This window comes from Pedobacter nototheniae (assembly GCF_004335085.1).
In the GTDB taxonomy this organism is placed as follows: Bacteria; Bacteroidota; Bacteroidia; order Sphingobacteriales; family Sphingobacteriaceae; genus Pedobacter; species Pedobacter nototheniae.
On the sequence record NZ_RQRS01000003.1, the window covers coordinates 148,937 to 170,617 of the forward strand.

General features: G+C 35.7%; 24 protein-coding genes and 1 tRNA gene. 11 read left to right on the forward strand and 14 right to left on the reverse strand.

Going from position 1 to position 21,681, the window contains the following annotated elements:
- Positions 1–433: 433 nt before the first annotated feature.
- The 8 genes from EHC72_RS04145 to EHC72_RS04180 form a co-directional block, all read right to left on the reverse strand.
- The gene (locus tag EHC72_RS04145) at positions 434–1,228 is read right to left on the reverse strand and encodes a helix-turn-helix domain-containing protein (RefSeq protein WP_211660276.1); all 795 of its coding nucleotides are present in this window, start codon (positions 1,226–1,228) and stop codon (positions 434–436) included.
- A gap of 28 nt (positions 1,229–1,256) precedes the next feature.
- Complete coding sequence (locus EHC72_RS04150) at positions 1,257–1,658, reverse strand: GlcG/HbpS family heme-binding protein (protein ID WP_131536399.1); 402 nt, start codon at positions 1,656–1,658, stop codon at positions 1,257–1,259.
- A 207-nt stretch (positions 1,659–1,865) separates the two neighbouring features.
- On the reverse strand, positions 1,866–2,657 hold the full coding sequence (locus EHC72_RS04155; RefSeq protein ID WP_131536401.1) for an SDR family oxidoreductase: 792 nt from the start codon (positions 2,655–2,657) through the stop codon (positions 1,866–1,868).
- Between the two features lie 937 nt (positions 2,658–3,594).
- Positions 3,595–4,320, reverse strand: coding sequence for an SDR family oxidoreductase (locus EHC72_RS04160; protein WP_131536403.1), 726 nt, complete (start codon positions 4,318–4,320; stop codon positions 3,595–3,597).
- 70 nt (positions 4,321–4,390) lie between these two features.
- Positions 4,391–4,972 (reverse strand): Crp/Fnr family transcriptional regulator, encoded by a 582-nt coding sequence (locus EHC72_RS04165; protein WP_131536405.1) that lies wholly within the window; start codon positions 4,970–4,972, stop codon positions 4,391–4,393.
- A 427-nt stretch (positions 4,973–5,399) separates the two neighbouring features.
- A tRNA-Ser gene (locus EHC72_RS04170) sits at positions 5,400–5,484 on the reverse strand.
- Between the two features lie 98 nt (positions 5,485–5,582).
- Complete coding sequence (gene pyk / locus EHC72_RS04175) at positions 5,583–7,013, reverse strand: pyruvate kinase (RefSeq protein ID WP_131536407.1); 1,431 nt, start codon at positions 7,011–7,013, stop codon at positions 5,583–5,585.
- 145 nt (positions 7,014–7,158) lie between these two features.
- Positions 7,159–7,578, reverse strand: a complete 420-nt coding sequence (locus EHC72_RS04180; RefSeq protein ID WP_131536409.1) for an IPExxxVDY family protein — start codon at positions 7,576–7,578, stop codon at positions 7,159–7,161.
- Between the two features lie 158 nt (positions 7,579–7,736).
- Here EHC72_RS04180 and EHC72_RS04185 point away from each other — a divergent pair, with 158 nt between their 5' ends.
- The 3 genes from EHC72_RS04185 (at position 7,737) to rnc (ending at position 10,071) form a co-directional block, all read left to right on the forward strand.
- A complete protein-coding gene (locus EHC72_RS04185) occupies positions 7,737–7,973 on the forward strand; it encodes an acyl carrier protein (RefSeq protein ID WP_008508386.1) in 237 nt (78 codons plus the stop codon).
- 20 nt (positions 7,974–7,993) lie between these two features.
- Positions 7,994–9,247 (forward strand): beta-ketoacyl-ACP synthase II, encoded by a 1,254-nt coding sequence (fabF, locus tag EHC72_RS04190; protein WP_131536411.1) that lies wholly within the window; start codon positions 7,994–7,996, stop codon positions 9,245–9,247.
- A 95-nt stretch (positions 9,248–9,342) separates the two neighbouring features.
- Complete coding sequence (gene rnc, locus EHC72_RS04195) at positions 9,343–10,071, forward strand: ribonuclease III (protein ID WP_131536413.1); 729 nt, start codon at positions 9,343–9,345, stop codon at positions 10,069–10,071.
- Between the two features lie 46 nt (positions 10,072–10,117).
- On the opposite strand, the gene EHC72_RS04200 is transcribed toward rnc, so the two are convergent.
- Together EHC72_RS04200 and EHC72_RS04205 are read right to left on the reverse strand one after the other, a co-directional pair.
- Positions 10,118–10,825, reverse strand: coding sequence for a hypothetical protein (locus EHC72_RS04200; protein ID WP_131536414.1), 708 nt, complete (start codon positions 10,823–10,825; stop codon positions 10,118–10,120).
- Positions 10,826–10,828: 3 nt separating this feature from the next.
- A complete protein-coding gene (locus EHC72_RS04205; protein ID WP_131536415.1) occupies positions 10,829–11,557 on the reverse strand; it encodes a hypothetical protein in 729 nt (242 codons plus the stop codon).
- Between the two features lie 71 nt (positions 11,558–11,628).
- Here EHC72_RS04205 and EHC72_RS04210 point away from each other — a divergent pair, with 71 nt between their 5' ends.
- From EHC72_RS04210 to nadD, 4 genes are all read left to right on the forward strand, one after another.
- The gene (locus EHC72_RS04210; RefSeq protein WP_131536416.1) at positions 11,629–12,369 is read left to right on the forward strand and encodes a lysophospholipid acyltransferase family protein; all 741 of its coding nucleotides are present in this window, start codon (positions 11,629–11,631) and stop codon (positions 12,367–12,369) included.
- Between the two features lie 54 nt (positions 12,370–12,423).
- Positions 12,424–13,287 carry a YicC/YloC family endoribonuclease gene (locus EHC72_RS04215; protein WP_131536417.1) on the forward strand — a complete coding sequence of 288 codons (864 nt, stop codon included), beginning with the start codon at positions 12,424–12,426 and terminating at the stop codon, positions 13,285–13,287.
- A gap of 71 nt (positions 13,288–13,358) precedes the next feature.
- A complete protein-coding gene (gene gmk / locus EHC72_RS04220) occupies positions 13,359–13,925 on the forward strand; it encodes a guanylate kinase (protein ID WP_131536418.1) in 567 nt (188 codons plus the stop codon).
- 107 nt (positions 13,926–14,032) lie between these two features.
- The gene (gene nadD, locus EHC72_RS04225; protein ID WP_131536419.1) at positions 14,033–14,620 is read left to right on the forward strand and encodes a nicotinate (nicotinamide) nucleotide adenylyltransferase; all 588 of its coding nucleotides are present in this window, start codon (positions 14,033–14,035) and stop codon (positions 14,618–14,620) included.
- Between the two features lie 37 nt (positions 14,621–14,657).
- On the opposite strand, the gene EHC72_RS04230 is transcribed toward nadD, so the two are convergent.
- The 3 genes from EHC72_RS04230 to EHC72_RS04240 all read right to left on the reverse strand — a co-directional run bounded on the left by EHC72_RS04230 (position 14,658) and on the right by EHC72_RS04240 (position 16,519).
- On the reverse strand, positions 14,658–15,104 hold the full coding sequence (locus tag EHC72_RS04230) for a nuclear transport factor 2 family protein (RefSeq protein ID WP_131536420.1): 447 nt from the start codon (positions 15,102–15,104) through the stop codon (positions 14,658–14,660).
- A 152-nt stretch (positions 15,105–15,256) separates the two neighbouring features.
- Positions 15,257–15,811 carry a GNAT family N-acetyltransferase gene (locus tag EHC72_RS04235; protein WP_131536421.1) on the reverse strand — a complete coding sequence of 185 codons (555 nt, stop codon included), beginning with the start codon at positions 15,809–15,811 and terminating at the stop codon, positions 15,257–15,259.
- Between the two features lie 3 nt (positions 15,812–15,814).
- A complete protein-coding gene (locus EHC72_RS04240) occupies positions 15,815–16,519 on the reverse strand; it encodes an SAM-dependent methyltransferase (protein WP_131536422.1) in 705 nt (234 codons plus the stop codon).
- A 278-nt stretch (positions 16,520–16,797) separates the two neighbouring features.
- Between EHC72_RS04240 and EHC72_RS04245 the strand changes: the two genes are divergently transcribed.
- Positions 16,798–18,438, forward strand: coding sequence for a DUF6600 domain-containing protein (locus EHC72_RS04245; RefSeq protein WP_131536423.1), 1,641 nt, complete (start codon positions 16,798–16,800; stop codon positions 18,436–18,438).
- 40 nt (positions 18,439–18,478) lie between these two features.
- Here EHC72_RS04245 and EHC72_RS04250 read toward each other — a convergent pair whose 3' ends face one another.
- The gene (locus EHC72_RS04250) at positions 18,479–19,108 is read right to left on the reverse strand and encodes an HAD family hydrolase (protein ID WP_131536424.1); all 630 of its coding nucleotides are present in this window, start codon (positions 19,106–19,108) and stop codon (positions 18,479–18,481) included.
- A gap of 79 nt (positions 19,109–19,187) precedes the next feature.
- On the opposite strand from EHC72_RS04250, the gene EHC72_RS04255 reads away from it, so the two are divergent.
- The 3 genes from EHC72_RS04255 to EHC72_RS04265 all read left to right on the forward strand — a co-directional run bounded on the left by EHC72_RS04255 (position 19,188) and on the right by EHC72_RS04265 (position 21,665).
- On the forward strand, positions 19,188–19,415 hold the full coding sequence (locus tag EHC72_RS04255; RefSeq protein WP_131536425.1) for a YtxH domain-containing protein: 228 nt from the start codon (positions 19,188–19,190) through the stop codon (positions 19,413–19,415).
- Positions 19,416–19,478: 63 nt separating this feature from the next.
- Entirely contained in the window at positions 19,479–20,879 is a 1,401-nt protein-coding gene (locus EHC72_RS04260) for an MBL fold metallo-hydrolase RNA specificity domain-containing protein (RefSeq protein ID WP_131536426.1), read from the forward strand.
- Between the two features lie 99 nt (positions 20,880–20,978).
- Positions 20,979–21,665 carry a class I SAM-dependent methyltransferase gene (locus tag EHC72_RS04265; protein ID WP_131536427.1) on the forward strand — a complete coding sequence of 229 codons (687 nt, stop codon included), beginning with the start codon at positions 20,979–20,981 and terminating at the stop codon, positions 21,663–21,665.
- Positions 21,666–21,681 lie beyond the last annotated feature (16 nt).

Below are 21,681 nucleotides of genomic sequence, written 5' to 3' on the forward strand. Positions count from 1 at the left end.
AGCCAAAAGTATATGGATTAAACTATCAAAACAACGTTTTAAAACTATATTTTTCCGTAGATACTAATAGTTTAAAACTGAACGTTATCCATACAATGAATGTCGAATAATTAAATCATTTTCAAACGTTCCTCTTCTAAATCAATCTGGTATAACTGGTTCCTGATTATTTCTTTATTTATAGCCAGATATTAGTAGGTTCTGCGGAGTCGTATAATCATGTCTTCCCAGGAATATAATAACTGGTATGGCAAATTCTTTGTGCTTTTACAATCTATATTTAAAAATTCAGCAATTATTTTTCTAAGATAAAGAGATACCCACTACCTATAGCTTCAGTGATAAGAGCACTAAGGAACAGGCTAACATCCATTATCCCTGTTCTAATCCTCATCTTGTTTAGAAATTATATTTGTTGTATGAAATCCATTTTTTAAATTTGTGAAGTGGTTAACCCAAATTTTTCTTTAAACGAAGTATAGAAATGAGAAATGTTTTCGAAGCCTAAATCCAAATAAAAATTGGTTGGTTTCTGTTTTTTTTGTTTGATTAAATAATGGGCTTCATCCAAACGTTTTGCCAGCAACCATTGTTTTGGCGATATGTTGAATGTTTTAGTAAAATCACGTTTAAAACCCGAAAGACTTCTGCCAGTAAGCTTTGCAAAGGATTCTACCGTTATATTAAACATATAATTTTTGTTCATAAATTCCTCCAAATCCATTTTGTAAGGTTCAGAAAAATCGAATAATATTTGTTTAAAATTAGGATTGTACTGTAGTAATAATTCTATCGCTTCCCTGATTTTTAAATCTGCCAATCTTGCTGTTGCCTCTTTTTTCTTGTTGATGTAGGGTGCTAGTGAAACGAAATAATTTTGCAGAAAATCGTCGGGTTCAAAAATTAATTTCTCTTTATCGACATATTTTTTATCAACCACGATTTTATTTTCCAAGGCATATTGTTGCAAGGTGTCCTTATCTAATGTAATCGATAATAACTGGTATTTCCCTGATTTTGAAGGATATTTAATTGTTCTTACCAATTGATTTTTCTGAACCAATACGATGGTATTTTCAGGAATGACCATATTTCCATCTGCGTTGAAAGCGTGTGTTTCTCCAGACAATTGAAATACTAAAAAATGCTCGGGGGTAAATTCTTCAGTTCCTCTGTGCTTTTCAAAAGCACAGGAATAGACCAACTTATCAAAAATAATTTCACGCATTGTTTCCATATTACAAATATCTTAAATTTTAATTGAGTACAATGGCTCCTGCGGTTGCAATTTCTTTGTCTTGCTCTGGCGAACCGCCCGAAGATCCGATGGCTCCAATGATATTGCCTTCTCTATTTTTAATGACGACACCACCTGCAATGGTCAATAATCCGTCGTTTGAATTTAACATTCCGTAACCGTGCATGTTTGCTCCAGAAACGATGGTTCCCACTATGTCACTATCTGCACCAAACATTACGGCAGTTTTGGCTTTTTTTTCGGCAAATTCTATCACGCCAAAAACGCTGTCTAATCTTGCAAATGCAACCAAATGTCCACCTGCATCTACCACGGCAATGCTTACAGGAATGTTTAACGCTTTTGCTTTTTCTATGGAAGCACTTAATGCTTTTGTTGCTTCGTTATAATTGATGTTCATCTTTTTTTAAATTTTAATTTTACCGATTTCTTGAATTTATTTGAATTAAATTTTTGACAGCAAATTTCTCGCAGCCCGATATGAACGTAGCTCTTTTATGAGGAACCCTTCGACAAGCTCAGGATAAATTCTAGGTGGAAAAGTTGCCCAAATTGCTTGATTAAAAAAAAAGTACAGTCTTCTGAACTGCACTTTCTGAAATTTTATTTAGCTTTTTGCCGTCCAAGCGTCTGCCTGCAAATGTTTTACAAAATCTTCGGTTTCTTTAGGATGTACATTTCTGAAGTTTGGATTTTCGTCCAAAACCACATCAACAATACAATCTGCCATAGATTGTGGGTCTAACTGGTTCGCCAAAGCTTCGGCAGCTCCGTCAAAAACAGACGAGGGAGTGAAATTGATCTCAGGATTGTACCAACGGCTGGCAGTATCCGCACCACGGTCGTTAAAGCCAGTCCCAAAAACGCCCGGATTACAAGTTGCGATCTTGATGTTGAATGATGCTAATTCTGCTTTCAAACCTTCGGCGATTGAACCCATTGCGTGTTTGGATGCACAATAAGCGGCACAATAAGGAACCGTCCATAATTCGCCCATAGAAGTTGTGAATACGATTTTGCCCGGTCTTTTTTCATCAATAAATTTCTTGATGAAACCTTGTGCCAACTGCAATCCACCGAAAACATTTACGTCAAACATCGAACGTATTAAATCTAAAGGTTGCTCCGCAACTGGACCAGCTTCCATAATTCCGGCGTTGCTGATTAGAATATCGATGTCGTATTTTTGGGTGATGTAAGCGATGTCTCTGGCATTGGTTACATCCAATTTATCCACAGTCAATTCTATTCCTTGCTCTTTGGCTTCCCTTATCAAGCCGCTCATTTGCGGATAAACTTGTGCCGTTGCAATTACTTTGTGTCCTCGTTTTGCTAAATCAAAAGCGACGATTTTTCCAAATCCACTTGCAGCTCCTGTAATTAAAATTCTCTTACTCATATTTTTATATTTAAAACTTATAGTACGAATATAGACTATATAGCCATAGAATTAGTTGGTAGGAGGCTCAATTTTAGGTTGGTAGGAGGCTCAGTGTGTTTATTGAATAGGTTGAGATTTGACAGGGTGCATCTTGTCAACTTGTTTTTGGATGAGCGTTTTGTTACAATTACAGCTAACTCGGAAATATACCAAATAAAAAAAATACGTTATTGAAAAACTACATTTATTTGCATTTAAGTAATGTTTGCTAATTTCTAGACTTGCATTTTTAAGTAGGCATTTCGGCAAAAATGACCGCCCACTCCGCATTTAAACTGTCACCCAGTTTCGCTTTAAAGTGACCACCTGTTCCGGGACAAACCGACCGTTCTGATCTTTCGATAAGCTTTTTTCACGACTGGTTTCAGGGACAATTTTTCAATTTCTGCATAAAATTAAGACTCTTGGGAGCATATCTATAATTCGGAGTGGCTATGGTCGTTTCGCTATTTTGTAGGAATTATGGCGTTTTTTTTTGAGCGTTCCAGTACCTGCGAATGGATTTTGATCTTTAGGAAGATCTGAATTATCAGCCTACGGATATTTCATATCAATACTTCGCTAAAACCCTCAAGCTTCAATCTTTCCAAAATCAAGGAATTGCTTTATTTTGCTTAAGTTGCGGGTTTAACGTTACAGGAATGCCTCAATAGTCGACAGTGTTCTTTCCCGTAAAGACCCACGCAAAATCCTTTGGTTTTGCAGACCACAAATGAGTGGGAGAGAAATATGGTAATACTAGATATGAACAATTGGTGTTGTTTCGAGGTTTATTGTGTGAGCAAGAAAGGGCAAACAGAAGAAATTTTCGTTTGCCCTTTCTTTTTTTACCACTAATTGACTGTTAATTAGTATTGGATGTCGTAAATTGATTCTCTTTTGGAGGAAAGATACCTTAAACCAATACGGCGCCACCATCAACAACAATGATTTGACCGGTACTGAATCCTTCGTTCATCAAATAGAGATAGGTTTTCGCAATATCTTCCGCTTCACCTACACGTTGTACAGGAAGCGAGCGAGCTACTTGTTGATACATTGTCTCCCTGTCTCTGGCAGTCATATCCGACCAAAGATTTGTCTTGACAAAACCTGGTGATACCGCATTTACACGTATAGGTGCTAGTTCTACTGCTAAAGCACGGGTTAGCGATTCCATTGCACCACAAATACTGGCACCTACTGCCCAACCCGCCTGCGGCCGCAAACCTGCAATGCCAGTCGTTAGTACCACAGAGCCACCAGGTAATATGTTTTTACTACCATACTTAACAGCATTTAAAGCGCCAAAAAAACGGAGTTGAAAAGCTTCGTTTGCATCATTACTGCTGAGGTCCGCCAATTTCCCTATAAGCAACTTTTCTCCGGCTGTAAATATCAAGTGATCAAAGAAGCCAATCTGCTTAAAGAGATCGCTCACAGCCGTTTCATTGGCCAGATTAATGGCGTAACCTTGCGAGTTACCGGGCAATACTGCTAAGGCTTTATTTACTCTTTTCTGGTTACTGGAAACAACAACTACAGTTGCGCCTTCACTAGCGGCTGCTTTTGCAGTAGCTAGTCCAATACCTGAAGTGCCGCCCAAAACCACTATCTTTTTACCAATTAAATTCGCACTCATAATTAACTATTTTTGAATTACAAAACTCGTTATCAGTTAGGAGTACACATTTACCAAATGGTAAAAAATACTAAACGAAGAAATTTTTCCTGATTCGACTCAATGATTGTTGTGTGACTCCAAGATAAGAAGCTATGTCGCTCAGTGATACACGTAAGGCAATTTCCGGATGATGCAATAAAAAATTCCGATAACGGGCAGTAGCATCCTGACCCATAAAAATATTACGGGTGGTGATTTTATTCAACAGTGCTTGCTGTACGATGTTTCCGATTAGTTGGCGGAGATAAGGTAACTTTTCGTATAAACGGAACAATTTGTCTTTTGTTAATATAATCAAATCTGTATCACAGGCTGCCTGTAAACTTTCTGTAGTAGGTGTGTTATTAGTAAAGCTATCGAGAAAAGTACAGAAGCTATTTTCTTTCAGAAAGAAAATAGTAACATCATTTCCATTTTCAGTATGTTTTATAATACGCAACACACCATTTCGCACGAAAAACATCTCCTTAGCAATTTTACCTGCCTGCAATAATTTCTCACCTTCCTCTACTCTTCGTAAGTCTAGGTTGGCTTTTATCAGCTCCCAGTCCTCTACTGGAATTGAGCGAAATAACTGTAGATAATTATAAAGCGGTTGAAAATCCTCCATATTTGTATTGATTTTTTATTTAGTGTCATCTAGATACTTTTCTGCTATCGCTGCCTTCAACTAGTTACTCGGGTAGCCAGCGAATTGCTCAACTTTTGTTTTTACGTTTTAGTGGCAAAAGCTTTATAAAAATACTATTTCCTTCAATCTTTTTAGCCTTTCTAGTCATTGTTCTAGCTTTTGTAGATGTTTCCGCATAGTCGTTTCCTTCTTACACGAATTGAAGAATAGACTGCTATGTAAAGTGCATAATATTAATTTTCTTTTCAATTTATAGAAGTGCTAAATTTCAAATGACATTACTATTTCGACTATTACTGGGGCACCTTATACTGCGAAAAATTGTAGGATTTTACTAGGGACTATAAACAAAAAACGCCTTAAACATAAGTTTAAAGCGTTTTTATGTATTTTGATTATACATTCGCGGAGAGAGCGGGATTCGAACCCGCGGTACCTTGCAGTACACACGCTTTCCAAGCGTGCTCGATCGACCACTCTGACACCTCTCCGGTTGTGGCTTGCAAAAATATAGTTTTATATCGCTTTAACAACAAAGCCCCTAACAAAAAAGTTAAGGGCTTCTATTTTAATACAGAATAAACTGTTATTAGTCTACTACAGTGATTTTTAACATGTTGGTTTTACCTTTAACTTCCATTGGAATGGCAGCCGTATTGATGATAATATCACCTTGTTTAACCAGTTTTTTGCTTTTTAAGAATTCGTTAACCTCAATAATCGTGTTATCGGTGCTTTCAAATTTATCGTAGAAAAAGCCTCTAACACCCCAAAGTAAACTCACAGTATTTAGTAATGCTCTGTTACTTGTAAAAATAAAAGTTAAAGCTTCAGGTCGGTGACTTGAAATTTCGAAGGCAGTATAACCACTTAAAGTCATTGAAACAATCCCTACAGCATTAGTTTGTTTTGCTAAAAAGCAAGCCGAATCACAAATTGCATCACTTAAGAAAGATGGTGATTTTGGTTTTAAAAACTTATCAGGATTGAAAGGATAGTTGTTTACTTCAATGTTTTGAATAATTTTTTGCATCGTTTCAATAACGATTAAAGGAAATTCTCCAACTGAAGTTTCGCCACTTAACATTACCGCATCAGCACCATCCAAAACAGAGTTGGCTACGTCATTTACCTCAGCACGTGTTGGGCGAGGAGTGGTAATCATACTTTCCAACATCTGTGTAGCAATGATTACTGGTTTAGAAGCCGCACGACATTTAGCAACGATCATTTTTTGTAATAATGGAACCTCTTCCATCGGACATTCAACACCCAAATCACCACGGGCAACCATAATACCATCGGTTACAGCAATAATTTCATCAATGTTTGCAATAGCTTCTGGCTTTTCAATTTTTGCAATTACACGAGCAGTTTTGCCACGCTCAGCAATTATTTTTTTAAGCTCTATAATATCTTCAGCCTTACGAACGAAAGATAAACCAATCCATTCCACATCATTTTGAAGAACAAATTCTAGGTTTTCACGATCTTCTGGAGTTAAAGAAGGGATAGAAACTTTAGTATTTGGAAGATTTACACCTTTTCTTGAAGTTAAAATACCACCGTGAACAATTTCACAAACTACTTCATCTTTTAAGTTAGTTTCTAAAACTTTCATTTGCAGTTTTCCATCATCCAAAAGGATAATTTCACCCGCTTGTACATCCTGAGGGAAGTTTTGGTAAGTGATATAAATACGCTCCTCATTACCAATACATTCTTTGGTGGTAATGATGGTAGTTTTGCCATTAATTAGGTTGATACCGCCTTCTTTTACTAAACCAATACGGATTTTAGGCCCTTGTAAATCGGCAAGGATACCAACATTATAATCGTATTTTTTGTTTAGATCGCGAATAGTATCTAAAACCGCCTGATGATCTGCCTGTGAACCGTGTGAAAAATTTAAACGGCAAACATCCAATCCGGCATTAAACATACTATATAAAACTTCTGGTTTAGCGGAGGCAGGCCCAAGAGTGGCAACAATTTTAGTTCTTGAATGAAAAGGTTTCATTTATTAATTGATTTTAACAATGCAGTTTCGATAACGCTAATTAATTATCTAAATTAATTAAACTGCATCAAATTTTATGTATTAATTGTTTTGTTCTTTTATAACCCTCAAATATAGTGTATTTAATACACCAAGTATATAATTTTTATATTACCAAATTCTCTTTACTCTTAAGTTTGGTAGGTTCTATTCTTGCAGCTACTTGTATATCAGGTAGTTTGTTTAATCCGTTTATTAAATAATTTAGATCTTCTTTATCTATAAACTCTCTTATAATGATAAAAAAGTCTACGTTGCTCATTTCCGGCACCAGTAAACCATCGCTACTTTTGTTACTTAAAAGGTAATATTCCACCTCCCCTTGCTCCACAAAAAAGTAATATTTCGAAAAAGACCAGGCTGGTTCATCGATATTAAAAAAAATTTCATGGTCTTCAACTTTTTCAAATTGCGTACCCAACCTCGTATTAATTTTGTGGCATAACACATAGTCTTTTAGGGGCGCAGTGATCGCAATTAGTATAAAATCAAGGTCTAAGGTTAACTTTAGATAAGTTTTATTCAAAGCAAAATAAATTATTAACAGGGCAAAATTAAAAAACTAATTCTATATTCGCCTTGTTATTTGGATACCGAAATTCAGTGTCGAAATAAAAACATTTGAAAATTGTAAGAATTTATTTTTCTTTGCACAGAATTATTTAACCATTAAATTATAAAATTATGTCTGATATTGCTTCAAGAGTTAAGGCTATTATCGTAGAAAAACTAGGTGTTGACGAAAGTGAAGTTACGCCAGAGGCTTCATTCACTAACGATTTGGGTGCAGATTCTTTAGATACCGTAGAATTAATTATGGAATTTGAAAAAGAATTTAATGTAGCTATTCCTGATGATCAAGCTGAAACCATCGGTACTGTTGGTCAGGCAATCGCTTATTTGGAAAAAAACGTTAAGTAAGAAACACGCTTTCAGTATAAATGGGATTAAAAAGAGTAGTAGTAACAGGGTTGGGTGCGCTCACTCCTATAGGCAATAATGTTCCTGATTTTTGGGAAGGATTGACTAACGGGGTGAGTGGCGCTGCTCCTATTAAGGGTTTTGATACTGAGAAGTTTAAAACCAAATTCGCTTGCGAGGTAAAAAACTTCAATCCGGAAGATTTTTTGGAAAAAAAGGAAGCTCGTAAGCTAGATCCTTTTGTACAATATGCTTTAGTCGCAACAGACGAAGCCGTAAAGGATGGTGGATTTGATTTTTCGAAATTAGACACTAATCGAATCGGTGTAATTTGGGGCGCTGGCATAGGCGGATTGAAAACCTTTTTAGATGAGGTGACCAATTTTGCCAAAGGAGATGGTACCCCACGGTACAATCCGTTTTTTATTCCAAAAATGATTATTGATATCGCTCCAGGGCATATCTCAATCAAGTATGGCTTACGCGGGCCAAATTTTGCAACGGTTTCGGCATGTGCTTCTTCAACAAACGCAATGATCGATGCATTTAACTATATCCGTTTGGGTATGGCCGATGTAATCATCAGCGGTGGTTCTGAAGCAATTATTAACGAAGCTGGAATGGGTGGCTTTAACGCCATGCATGCATTATCTACGCGAAATGATGATCCTTCTACAGCATCTCGTCCTTTTGATAAAGATCGTGATGGTTTTGTTGCAGGTGAGGGTGCAGGAACAATTATTTTGGAAGAGCTTGAACACGCTAAAGCAAGAGGAGCAAAAATTTATGCAGAACTTGTTGGTGGTGGAATGAGTGCCGATGCTAATCACATCACAGCACCACATCCTGAGGGTTTAGGAGCCAGAATGGTTATGACAAATGCCCTTAAAGATGCAGGTTTAAGTACTTCTGATATCGATTATATCAATGTTCACGGAACTTCTACACCGCTTGGTGATATTAGTGAAACCAAGGCCATTGCAGATTTATTCGGAGAAGATGCATATAAACTGAACATCAGCTCAACAAAATCAATGACTGGCCACCTTTTAGGGGCAGCTGGAGCCATTGAAGCGATTGCAGCAATTCTTTCTGTACAAAATGATATTGTTCCTCCAACAATTAATCACTTTACAGATGACCCTGCTTTTGATCCTAAATTGAATTTTACCTTTAATAAAGCTCAAAAACGTACAGTTAGAGCCGCTTTAAGTAATACTTTCGGTTTTGGTGGTCACAATGCTTCAGTGATTTTCAAAAAATACGAAGATTAAAATTAAACAGTCTTGTTATATAATTTTGGATGCTGGTTAAAAATGGATAACTTAGTTAAATATGCTATTTAGCCGTTAATTGTGTTATTTCTTTAATGCCGATATTAAGATTATATAAACTTTATCTTTCTCCTGAAAAGGAGTTTGTTAAAAAGCTGAAAAATATTTTAGGTTTTGTTCCGGGGAATGTTACGCTATATAAAATGGCTTTCAGGCACCGGTCCATGGCTAAAGTTTTAAAGAACGGAAGCCGAAGCAGCAACGAACGCTTAGAATTTTTAGGTGATGCTGTTTTGGGTTCTGTAATTGCCGAATTGCTTTTTAAACATTATCCATATAAGGAAGAAGGCTTTTTGACTGAAATGCGTTCGAAAATAGTAAACCGGGCAAATTTAAATCAACTGGCAAAAAAAATAGGCTTTGATAAATTAATTCAGTTCGATCAACGTTCTGTAAGCATTCAAACTAAGCATAACTCTATGCTTGGCGATGCTTTTGAAGCCATTATAGGTGCTATTTATTTGGATAAGGGTTACAACTTTACCAAAGAATTTTTATTACGTAGAATCGTAAAACCTCATATCGATATTCACACACTTGAGCTTACCGAAACCAATTTTAAAAGTAAATTAATTGAATGGTGCCAACGTCATGGTAAAGATGTAATGTTTGAGCTAACCGAAAATGGAGAGGGCGAAAGCACTAAATTATTTACCATTAATGCAGTAGTAGACGGTGAAACTTTTGGCATGGGACGTGATTACAATAAGAAAAATGCCGAAAAATTAGCTGCAGAAAAAGCTTGCGAAGTTTTATCTATCTAAGCTAAAAATTCTAATACTTTAATCTTTAAAATTAATTAACCGTTAGCTATTTATCTTTTCCTAAGGTATCTAAATATTTTTTAGAAGACTCTTTAATGTATTTAATATAGTCGTAGCTATTCCAGTGTTGGGCTTTATCAAAGGATGGACGGTAATTTAGCATATAGTTTTCCAAATCTTGTCCTGTTAGCGTTGTGTTATTTTTTATAATCGTTGTGTTAAAATACTGGTCAATTTGACTTTGTTTAATTTCATTATCGGCATATCTTCCAAACCTGCGTGCATTTTTTGGATCTTTACCAATTAAATTATACAACCCATTTAAAGGGTTAAAAATTGAAGATAGAAGTGATGACTTGCCTCCATTATAAACGCCTTTGTTTTTAAATTCGCGTTTAATTTCATCCAAATCCTGTTTTTTAGTATTTCCTCTGATGGTTATTTCATCAAGCATGGTACTTGCTCTAACCAAGTAAATAATAATATCCTGTGGGCCATGAATAACGATTTGCTGATCTGTTAAATCTCTTTTGGTAATTAAAAGTGTATCGCCAACTGCAGCCTTAATTTGAAAAAGACCAAGATCATTGCTGCCAACGCCTAAACCTGTGCGTTTGTTAGTTATTTCTGCCAGTGCGACCCTTATTTTAGTCCCTTTTTCAATTACAACACCTTTAATAAGCTGTTCTTGTGCTTTTAAAGTTAAAGCACAGCAAAAAAAAGTAAGTATGGAGGCGAAGATAATTTTTTTCATATTTTAAATTTTCGCAGGCTTTTTAAGTGTATCAGTGTAGTTTTTTGCTGATTCCTTAATATATTTCACTGCATCATAATTTGTCCATTTCTGAACCTTTTCATAGTTGGGGCTGTAATCCAACATAAATTTATTCAATTCTTCGCCCTTTAAATGTGTGTTATTGCTAATTAATGTCTTATTAAAATACTGATCGATCTGCAATTGTTTTATTTCAGCATTATAATATTTATTAAATCGACGTGCTCTACGAGGTGTTTTTCCAAAAAGTTCATAGAAAAATGTAAGCGGAGCTCCTCCAAATGGATTTAATAAGGCTAGCGGAGGTTTCCCGGCATAAAATGAACCCTGTCTTTTAAATTCTCTTTGAATCTCATCTAGTTCTTGCTTTCTGGTTTGTCCAACTATTGTTACCTCACTTAACTCATTAGTCTCTCTGATTAGATTAACAATTACATCGCTTGTTCCATAAATTACGATGGCCTGATTGAGAAAATTCCTCTTTTTAAAAAGTAAAGTATCTCCAGGTATCGTTTTTATTTGAAAGAACCCTAAATCATTGCTTCCCACTGTAACTTTTGTACGTTTATTGGTTACTTCAGCTAGTGCAATTCTAATTTTTGTTCCTTTCTCAAAAATTACACCTTTTAAAGGAAATTCCTGAGCATAACCGTAAGAACATGCAAACAAGAGAAAAGATAAAAACAGAAAAGGCAAATGATTAGCTTTCATCCTGTATGGATTATTTTTTGTAAAATTAACAATTGTTAACCAAGTAATCTGTTAAAAAAACGTTAATACAAATGCGTAGGCTTGTTGGAGCGATTTATTTATTGTATTCGGCACTTATATTTTTTGTGCTCATGTTGTTGGTTTGTCCTTTTATAATTTTGGTAACCACGATTTTAAAAGAAAAATTAGGAAAAAGTATTTCATTTATCTTTCTTAAATTTTGGGCATGGAGCTTTAGTTTGTTTACATTCTTGTGGTTTAAAAGTTATGGTAAAGCGAAAATAGATACCTCTAAATCTTATATCTATGTTGGCAATCACAGCTCCTTTTTGGATGCCATTGCAATTGTTATTTCTATTCCTCAAGCTTTTAGTCCGTTGGGTAAGATAGAAATGCTTAAAGTTCCTGTATTTGGGTGGATTTATAAAAGCTTGGTTGTAGTAATAGACCGAAGCAGTCGGGAAAGTCGAGATCACTCTGTGGTAGCGCTTAGAAAAGACCTCACCGAAGGACAATCTATATTAATCTTTCCTGAGGGAACAATGAATAAAGGTAGCGCTCAATTAAATCCATTTTTTGATGGTGCTTTTAGATTAGCCATTGAAACGCAGACACCAATTTTGCCCTTTGCAATTATAAATAGTAAAGAACATTTGCCTCGAATAAATCCTTTAATGCTTAAGCCAGGAGTTATAAAAACTCGGTTTGGAGCAGTAATTGAAGTAAGCGGTTTAGTGGCAGATGATTTGGAAATGCTGAAAGAGAAAACCTACAATTCCATCCTTGCTTTGCTCAAGCCAGTGTCACAATGAGGGAATTATAAAAACTCTAAAGTAAATTTTCTATCTTTGCACATGATTAAATCCATGACGGGATACGGCCTTGCAACAGCAGACTATGCGAATGCAAAATACAGTGTCGAAATAAAATCGCTCAACAGTAAATTTCTTGAGCTAAATTTAAAATATCCTAAAGCCTTTTCTGATAAAGAAATAATTCTCCGCAATGTTTGTAGTAAAGATATTGAACGTGGAAAAGTTGCTTTAAGCATAAATGTTGAGCGTTCTGCCGCAGAAGTTACTGGCGCTACCATTAATACAGCGTTGCTTGCCCATTATTATAACCAATTAACAGCCGTTAATGATGAATTAAATGCCAATAGCAGTAATTTATTGCAAACAGCTTTAACTTTTCCTGATGTAATAAATTATAAAGAGGAAAGTGTTAGTGAGGACGAATGGAACCATTTATATCAGATATTTAATGAGGCTCTTTCTAATTTCAATAAATTTAGAGAAGATGAAGGCAAGGTTTTAAAAACAGACCTTGAATTAAGAATTAAAAATATCCTTTCTTATTTTAAATCGGTTGAAGAGCTTGAGCCAAGACGATTAACAGCTATCCGCGAAAAATTCAGTCAGTTTTTGGATGATGCAGTTGGTAAAGTTAACATTGATCAAAATCGTTTTGAGCAGGAGTTGATTTATTATATTGATAAAATCGACATTACAGAAGAAAAAACCCGTTTAAAAAGCCATTGTGATTACTTTTTACAAACATTAACCAGCAAAGAGGCAAACGGTAAAAAATTAGGTTTTATTTCTCAGGAAATTGGCCGTGAAATAAACACCATGGGCGCAAAAGCAAATGATGCGCAAATACAGCAGTTTGTGGTGGGCATGAAAGAAGAATTAGAAAAAATAAAAGAACAACTATTAAACGTGTTGTAATGCTTAAGGTTGAAAGCTTGTAGTTATTGCAAGTTTCTAATTTTAACTTTCCAACCTTCCATATTTAAAGAATGCAGGGTAAATTAATTATATTTTCAGCACCATCAGGAGCAGGTAAAACCACTATTGTACACCATTTATTAAAAAAGTTTCCTGAACTGAGCTTTTCTATTTCCGCAACCACGCGTGAGTTAAGAGGTGCAGAAACACATGAAAACGATTACTATTTTATTAGTAAGGAAGAGTTTTTACATAAAGTTGCCCGTCAGGAATTTGTAGAGTTTGAAGAAGTTTATAACGGAACTTTCTATGGTACATTACGTTCGGAAATTGAACGCATATGGAATGAAGGAAAACACGTAATTTTCGATATTGATGTTGAAGGTGGCATTCGTTTAAAAAGAAAATATGAGGAAGATGCCTTAGCTATTTTTGTACAACCACCATCATTAGAAGTTTTAAAGGAACGTTTAAGCGGCAGAGGTACTGATAGCCAGGAAAAACTACAGGAACGTTTTATAAAGGCGGAAAAAGAGTTGCTTTATGCTGATAAGTTTGATGTAATTTTAAAAAACTATGATTTGGCTACGGCTTGTGCTGAAGCTGAAAAATTAGTTGGCGATTTTATCAATAGTTAAGAATTCAGAAGTTCTTAATTTGGAGATGTACTCATTAACAGACCAAATAAGAAGATCATCCAGATCTGCTTGCTATATTAAATGAACTGTAAATTTGCAACTGAAAATTGAAAACTACAAATTCTAAAACCGGCTTATTTTTCGGATCATATAATCCAATTCATACCGGACATTTAATTATTGCCAATTATATGGCCAACCATACCGAACTTGATGAGGTATGGTTGGTTGTTTCTCCCCACAATCCGCTAAAAGATAAAAGTGGATTAACCAATATGTATGATCGTTTGGAGATGGCAAAACTGGCTACAGAAAATGCTGAAAATATCCGCGTAAGTGATATTGAATTTGCTTTACCACAACCATCTTATACCATAGATACCCTTACTTATCTGCATGAAAAGTACCCTGAAAAGGAATTTGTACTAATTATGGGAGCAGATAATCTGGTATCGTTTAAGAAGTGGAAAAACTATGAAGTGCTGCTTAAAAACTATCAAATTTTTGTTTACCCCCGCCCAGGTGCAAATGTTGATGAATGGAAAAGCCATCCTTCAATAACTTTTACCTCTACTCCTTTAATGGAAATATCTTCTACGTTTATTCGTAAATCAATTAAAGAAAAAAAGAATGTACAGTTCTTCCTGCCCGATAAAGTTGTTGATTTTATCGAAGGTAAAGGAATGTACAAATAGAGTTAAGCTACAAAGGAAATCGATGATTTATCGGTCCTTATTCATTAAAGTTGTCGTAATAAGTAAAATCCTGGGTAATCAAGCCATTTTCTAGCGTGAAAATTGTACATATTGGCAATTCAAATTTTGAATGATCTGGAGCTGTTCCTGTAGATAAAAATTCTACAATAATATGCTTATCTCCCGAAGGATAAACTTTTAATACTTTATCCTTAACATCCGGGAAAGTTGTACTTAGTTCTTGATATTTTTTTATAATCTGAGCTCTACTTTGCTTAACAATTCCTTGTCCTAATGAGGGGTCTTTAAAATCTGCTGTTTCAGTGTACATAGCAGCCATTTTAGCCCAATCGTGCTTATTAAAATGTTCGAAATACTGCTTAATTAAATCTTCATTTTTAGTGGTGTCCATAGCTTGTTGTTTAGTATTATCGCAAGCGGACAGAAGAACCACTACAGATAAGAGAAGGATGATTTTTTTCATGATTTTGAGAGATTAGTTAGTACAGAACTTTTTATGATTCTATATTAACTAATTTATGAAAAAATATCCAGTTTATGCTATCACATAAAAATTGGCAGGAAATAGCATTAAGCATCGAACAGATTAATGATTTAATAAAATGAATATAACCATTATTTATTTACCCATTCTTCCTTGAGTACAGAATAAAGTACTAAATCAAGGAAGTTGTTGTTCACAATCTCTGCTTGTCTTAAAATTCCTTCCTTTACAAAATTTAGTTTTTCGGGTATTGCCTGACTTTTAAAGTTTTGAGTTGCTGCTCTAATTTCTATTCTGTTTAATCCCAAAACATCAAAACCATAATCGAGTAGTTTTTTACAAGAATTAATAATGATGCCTTTGCCAACAGCTTCTTCTGCTAACCAGTAACCGATAGCCGCACTTTTGTTTAAACTATTAATATGGTGCAAGCCAACTCTGCCAACAATTTTGCCTGCATAAATAATTACAAAGCTAACTTCTTTGCCAGCGTTAAATAATTGGGTGCAAGTTTCGATGTAATTTCGGGCATCTTCAACAGTTTTCATATGATCCACCCACGATAAAAATTTGGATATATGATCTCTGTTTTCATCTATAGCGGCAAATAAACCTTCAGCATGAACATCATGAGTTAATTCAAGATGAATGTTATGATCGATCTGAAAGTTTAATTGCTCTCGCATAGTTTACGCTAATAAAAAGATGGTTGGTTTTTTATGCAAATCAATTTCTTCCTTGCGCCAATTGTAAATACTTTGCGTTTTAATAAATTCGTCCTCGCCAGTTAAATTGCTTGCAATACAAAGTTGAGTACTAGGCTTGCAGCTTTTTAAAATCTCCTCCAGCATTTGGTTGTTCCTGAAAGGCGTTTCAATAAACATTTGGGTTTGCTTATAACGAGTACCAGATAATTCCAAATCTTTAATGCGTTTGCTGCGTTGTTCTTTATCAATCGGAAGATATCCCCAAAATGTAAAACTTTGTCCGTTAAAACCCGAAGCCATTAAAGCAAGTAAAATAGAACTTGGGCCAACTAAGGGAACTACTTTAATTCCACGTTTGTGAGCTTCGGCTACAATATCTGCACCTGGATCGGCAATGCCCGGGCACCCAGCTTCACTCATTAAACCAACGTCCTTACCTTCTAAAAGTTCTTTAAAAAAAGGAACTAAACTGGTATTGCGGTTATGTTTGTCATAATCGTGAACGATTAAATCTTTTTGAGGTGTTTTTAACCCTGCCTCTTTTAAAAATCTACGAGCAGTTTTACTGTTTTCAACAATATAAGTATCAATTTGGTTAATGGTATCAACCAGGTAAGGGGTAAAGGTTTTATGTGCTGCTTCCTCTGCAAGAGGTACAGGAATAAGGTATAAGGTGCCGTTCTGCATAATGCAAAAATACTTACAAATTAGCTAACTTATGTTTTAAAGTTTAATCATTGTACAGTATATTCTATTTTATATCCATATGTGTAGCAAATTTTATTTCTAAATGACTTATTTTCTGCACAATTAAATTTAATGTAAAACGTTAAAAATAAGTTAAAAAGGCGTTGGAACACAATAATTAAAGGAAATTGCTAAAACTATGCAAGCATATTAAACCTTAATTGATTTTGGTTCTCTAATTGATACACACACAATGTTAGGTTAATATAAACACACAAATGAAAACACTTAAATCTACGGCACTTGTGCTGGGGCTCTTTGGGCTCCTTGCCGGAACCACAACCCTTGTCAGGGCACAAGACTATCAGAACAGTTACCAGGATGATGGATACAGCACCGGGAATGTTTCTTTGCAAACCTTTTATGATGAACTTTCTCCATATGGCACCTGGATTCAGGATCCTCAATATGGTTATGTTTGGCGCCCAGATGTAGATCAGAGTGATTTTCGCCCTTACTATACAAATGGAAGGTGGGCTATGACCGAATATGGTAATACATGGGTTTCTAATTATGATTGGGGATGGGCTCCATTTCACTATGGCCGCTGGGTAATTAATAGTTATAGACAATGGATTTGGTTGCCAGATACTAACTGGGGGCCAGCATGGGTAGATTGGAGAAGCGGAGATGGTTATTACGGATGGGCGCCAATGGCACCAAGCATTAGCATTAACTTAAGCTTTGGTCGTCGCTATTCTGTACCCGAGTTTTGCTGGAACTTTATTCCTCAATCCAATATTTATATTAATACCTTCCCAAGGTATGATTATGGACGTAACAACGTTTACATCCGTAATACTACGATCATAAATAATACTTATGTGTATAACAGAAGAACTTATTATGGTGGCCCAAGAATAGAAGATATTAGAAGGGCAACAAATAGAGATGTTAGGGTTTATCGTTTTGATCAAAGCAACAGGCCAGGCGCAAGTCGTGTAAGTGGTAGAGATGTTTCTATTTACAGGCCAAGACCTGATAGAAATGTAGATAATCGTAGTGCTGCGCCAAGAAAATTTGAACAAGGCAATGCAGGTTTCAACAGAAATGGAAGAAATGCAGATAACAGCAACCGTGACTCTAGAATTAATGATAATAATAGATTTGAACAGAGAAATGACGGACGTACACCACAAGCAGGAAGTAGAACCGAAGTAAATGGAAGTCGTGGTGATAATAACTCTGGAACAAATAGAGGCGATGTATTTAACAGAAGTACTAATGGTAGGTCAGATCGCTTAGGTCAAACCGGTGGTGATGCAAACCAAAGGAGCAGAGAGGCATTAGGCCGTGGTAACGATCAGCGTACACAAGTTGATCAGAGTAGTCAGCGTAACCCAGGCGATCGTTCTGCGCAAACAGATGAACAAAGACAGCAACGTTCGCAACAAGCAGATCAAGTTAGGCAGCAACGCGATGCTCAAGTTCAACAGCAAAGGGCGCAGCAAAATCAGCAGCAGCAACAAGATCGTAATGTTCAAATGGAGCAGCAAAGAGCACAACGTACTCAGCAAATCCAGGAAGCTCAGCAACAACGTGCACAACGCGATGCTCAGGCTCAACAGCAGCGTAGTCAACAAGCCGATCAGCAACGTGCACAAATGGAACAACAACAAAGGCAACAGCGTGATGCTCAAATGCAACAGCAACGCTCGCAGGCAGAGCAACAACAACGTGCTCAGCGTGACGCCCAAGCTCAACAACAACGTCAGCAGCAGCAGCAACAACAGCAGCAACAGCGTATGGAAAGAACCAGAACTGAGTCTGCTCCACCACAACAGCAACAACAAAATCGTGGTGGTGGTGAAAGAAGTAGTTCTGAAGGCGGCCGAGCATCAAGAAGCGGAAGAGGATAAATGAAAAAGTCCCGATGAAAATCGGGACTTTTTTTGTGTTTTACTGTCGAGCTACATCGTGGAGATTGCTTAAATCTTTTCCTCTAAATGTTGTTTTTGCATTTGGATATAGGTTATCAGGATCTAAAAGAAAAGTTTCTATTCCCAGCTCTAACGCAAATTTTATTTCTGATTCAGCATCGTCTCCTATTACTAAAATCTCTTCAGGATTTAGCCTATGTTTTTCAATCAAGGTTTTGAAAGCATCTTTTTTATTTTGATTTGAAGTTGTGGCATCCACTACATAAACTTCTTCAAAATCATCAGCAATGCCTAACATTTTAACTTTTGTAGTTTGCTTTTTAAAGAAACCTGCCGTTACAATAAATTTTCTTCCTTTTAGTTTTTTTATAAAATGATAATCGGCAGATGGAGTCAAAGGCTCTGTAACTTCGCCGTTTATTAAAAATTTTATAGCTTGGTCTACTGCTTTTTGCTTAAATCCGAACTTAGTAGCTACTTTTTGAAATGGAGTTCTCAGCATTTCAGCTTTTGCAAGTTGAAATTGTTCTGCTGAAATACCTAAATCTTCATTTTCGAGCAAATTATATAAGCCGCTCATCAATTGCTTTTCGTTAGGCTTTGTAAAATATATGGTGTTATCTAAATCAATAAAAAATACGGTTTTCATTAATGGAATGATTTATGTTATGAATATTTAAGAAAACAACAATGCCAATTTAATGTTTATTAATAAAAGTATTTAAGTTATGACAAAGGAAACGAAAATTATAGTAGGTGTATTAGCTGGTGCTGCACTAGGTGCAACAATTGCTTTGGCTTTATCTTCTGATTCTACAGATGATATAAAAGGTAAAGTATCTGATTGGTTTTGCGACCTATTGGATTCGTCAAAAGATAAGTTGGCAGGTTTAGCAGATAAAGCATCTGGAGTAGCAGATAAGGTTAAAGATAAAATAGCTGAAATAAAAGCTTAAATAATTGAAAATGCCGGATTTTTCCGGCATTTTTATTAAATATATAATTTCTAACCTTAATAAATGAAAATCGCTTTTCACGGCGCTGCTCGTACCGTTACAGGCAGCAAGCACCTAATAACACTCAAAAACGAAACACAAATTTTATTGGATTGTGGCCTTTTTCAAGGCATGGGACGTATTACTGATAAATTAAATGGTTACTTCGGGTTTAATCCCGAAAAGGTAACGTATTTAGTTTTGTCTCACGCTCATATAGATCATTGTGGTTTATTGCCACGCTTGGTTGCTGAAGGTTTTAAAGGTAAAATATTTTGTACCTCAGCTACGATGGATTTAGCCAGAATTTTAATGATGGATTCTGCTAAAATACAAATGCAGGATGCTGAATATGCAAACCGGCATTTACGCGAGGGCGAGAAAAAAGAAGAACCTCTTTATACTGATGATGATGTAATTCAAACGGTAAGCCAAATGAAGATTGTGGAATATGAAGAAGATTTCGAAATTGAACCCAGTATTCGTCTTAAGTTTACAGATGCAGGCCATATTCTTGGTAGTGCGGCAGTACATTTAACTATCACCGAAGACGGTAAACAAAACCGTATTACTTTTAGTGGCGATGTTGGTCGTTATGGGGATTTACTTTTGAAGAGCCCACAACAATTCGATCAGGCAGATTATATTTTAATGGAATCTACGTATGGCGATTCTTTGCATAAAGATCTTGATCCGATTGAGGATATGCTGCTAGAAATTATCAGCAATACTTGCAACATTAAAAAAGGAAAGGTAATTATTCCAGCTTTTAGCGTTGGGCGTACGCAAGAACTTTTGTATGCCTTAAATGGATTGGAACTGAAAAATAAGTTGCCTGATGTACCTTATTATGTGGATAGCCCCTTATCTACACAAGCGACAGAAATTTTAAAAAATCATCCTGAGGTTTACAATAATGGTGTTAAAGAAACTTTAAAAGTAGATCATGATGTATTTGCTTTCAAAGGATTAAAATTTATTGAAAGCGTAGAAGAATCGAAGGCTTTAAACGAAGATCCGCGACCATGCGTAATCATATCAGCATCAGGAATGGCCGAAGCGGGAAGAGTAAAACACCACATTAAAAATAATATTGGCAACCAGAAAAATACAATTTTAATGGTTGGCTATTGCGAACCTTCGTCTTTAGGTGGCAGATTAATGGCTGGGCAAAAGGTAGTTGATATTTTCCGCGAGGATTATGAGGTTAAAGCCGAAGTAAGATCAATAAGATCCATGAGTGCACACGGTGATTACGAAGATTTACTACACTTTTTATCAGGACAGAATCCAGAATTAGTTAAACAGTTATTTTTAGTGCATGGAGAATATGAAGTGCAGCAACATTTTGCAACACGATTAAAAGATCAAGGCTTTAAACACGTTGCCATTCCTGAATATCATCAGGAGTTTGAATTGGAATAAATATAACAATCGCTATTGCAAATGGCTTTAAGCTTATTGCAATAGCGGTAATTGATAAAATCTCCCTGAGCCATCTTCCATTTTTTCTATCTTTGTAATATGGATGTTTTTGGTAAAGCTTTAACCGATATTTATAGAACTGGCGAAGCCGACGTACTTTGGTTACATAATTCTTATGGAGAACCTGAAGAAATGCCGCTTGAGTTTTTCTTCAGAGATGATGAAGACATGCCTGTGCTCGAACTGCAAGCTTTGCATTTGTGTAAGGGTAAAGTTTTAGATATTGGCGCAGGTGTTGGTAGCCATGCCTTACTTTTACAAGCTTTTAATATCGATGTAACGGCCATTGATGTATCAGAAGCTGCGGTGAACATTATGAAAGATCGTGGAGTAAAAAAAGCATTCTTACAAGATATTCATACCTATAATGAAAAGTTCGACAGTATTATTATGCTGATGAATGGCATTGGTTTAACTGGTACATTACCAGGTTTTAAAACTTTTTTGATGGATGTTAAAAGGCTTTTAAATCCTGACGGACAATTAATTTTCGATTCTTCGGATATTGCTTATTTGTACGAAGATATGCCGAAGCCGCAAAACCAATATTATGGGGAGGTATCTTATCAATATGAATACAAAGGCGAAAAGGGTAACTGGTTTAACTGGCTTTATATTGATGAAGAAACCATTAAAACCATTGCTAAAGAAACTGGCTGGAATTGCGAATTAATTTTTGATGATGGTGAAGATCAATATTTAGTCAAATTAACATTAGCGCAATAATCTAAAAGTCATAAAG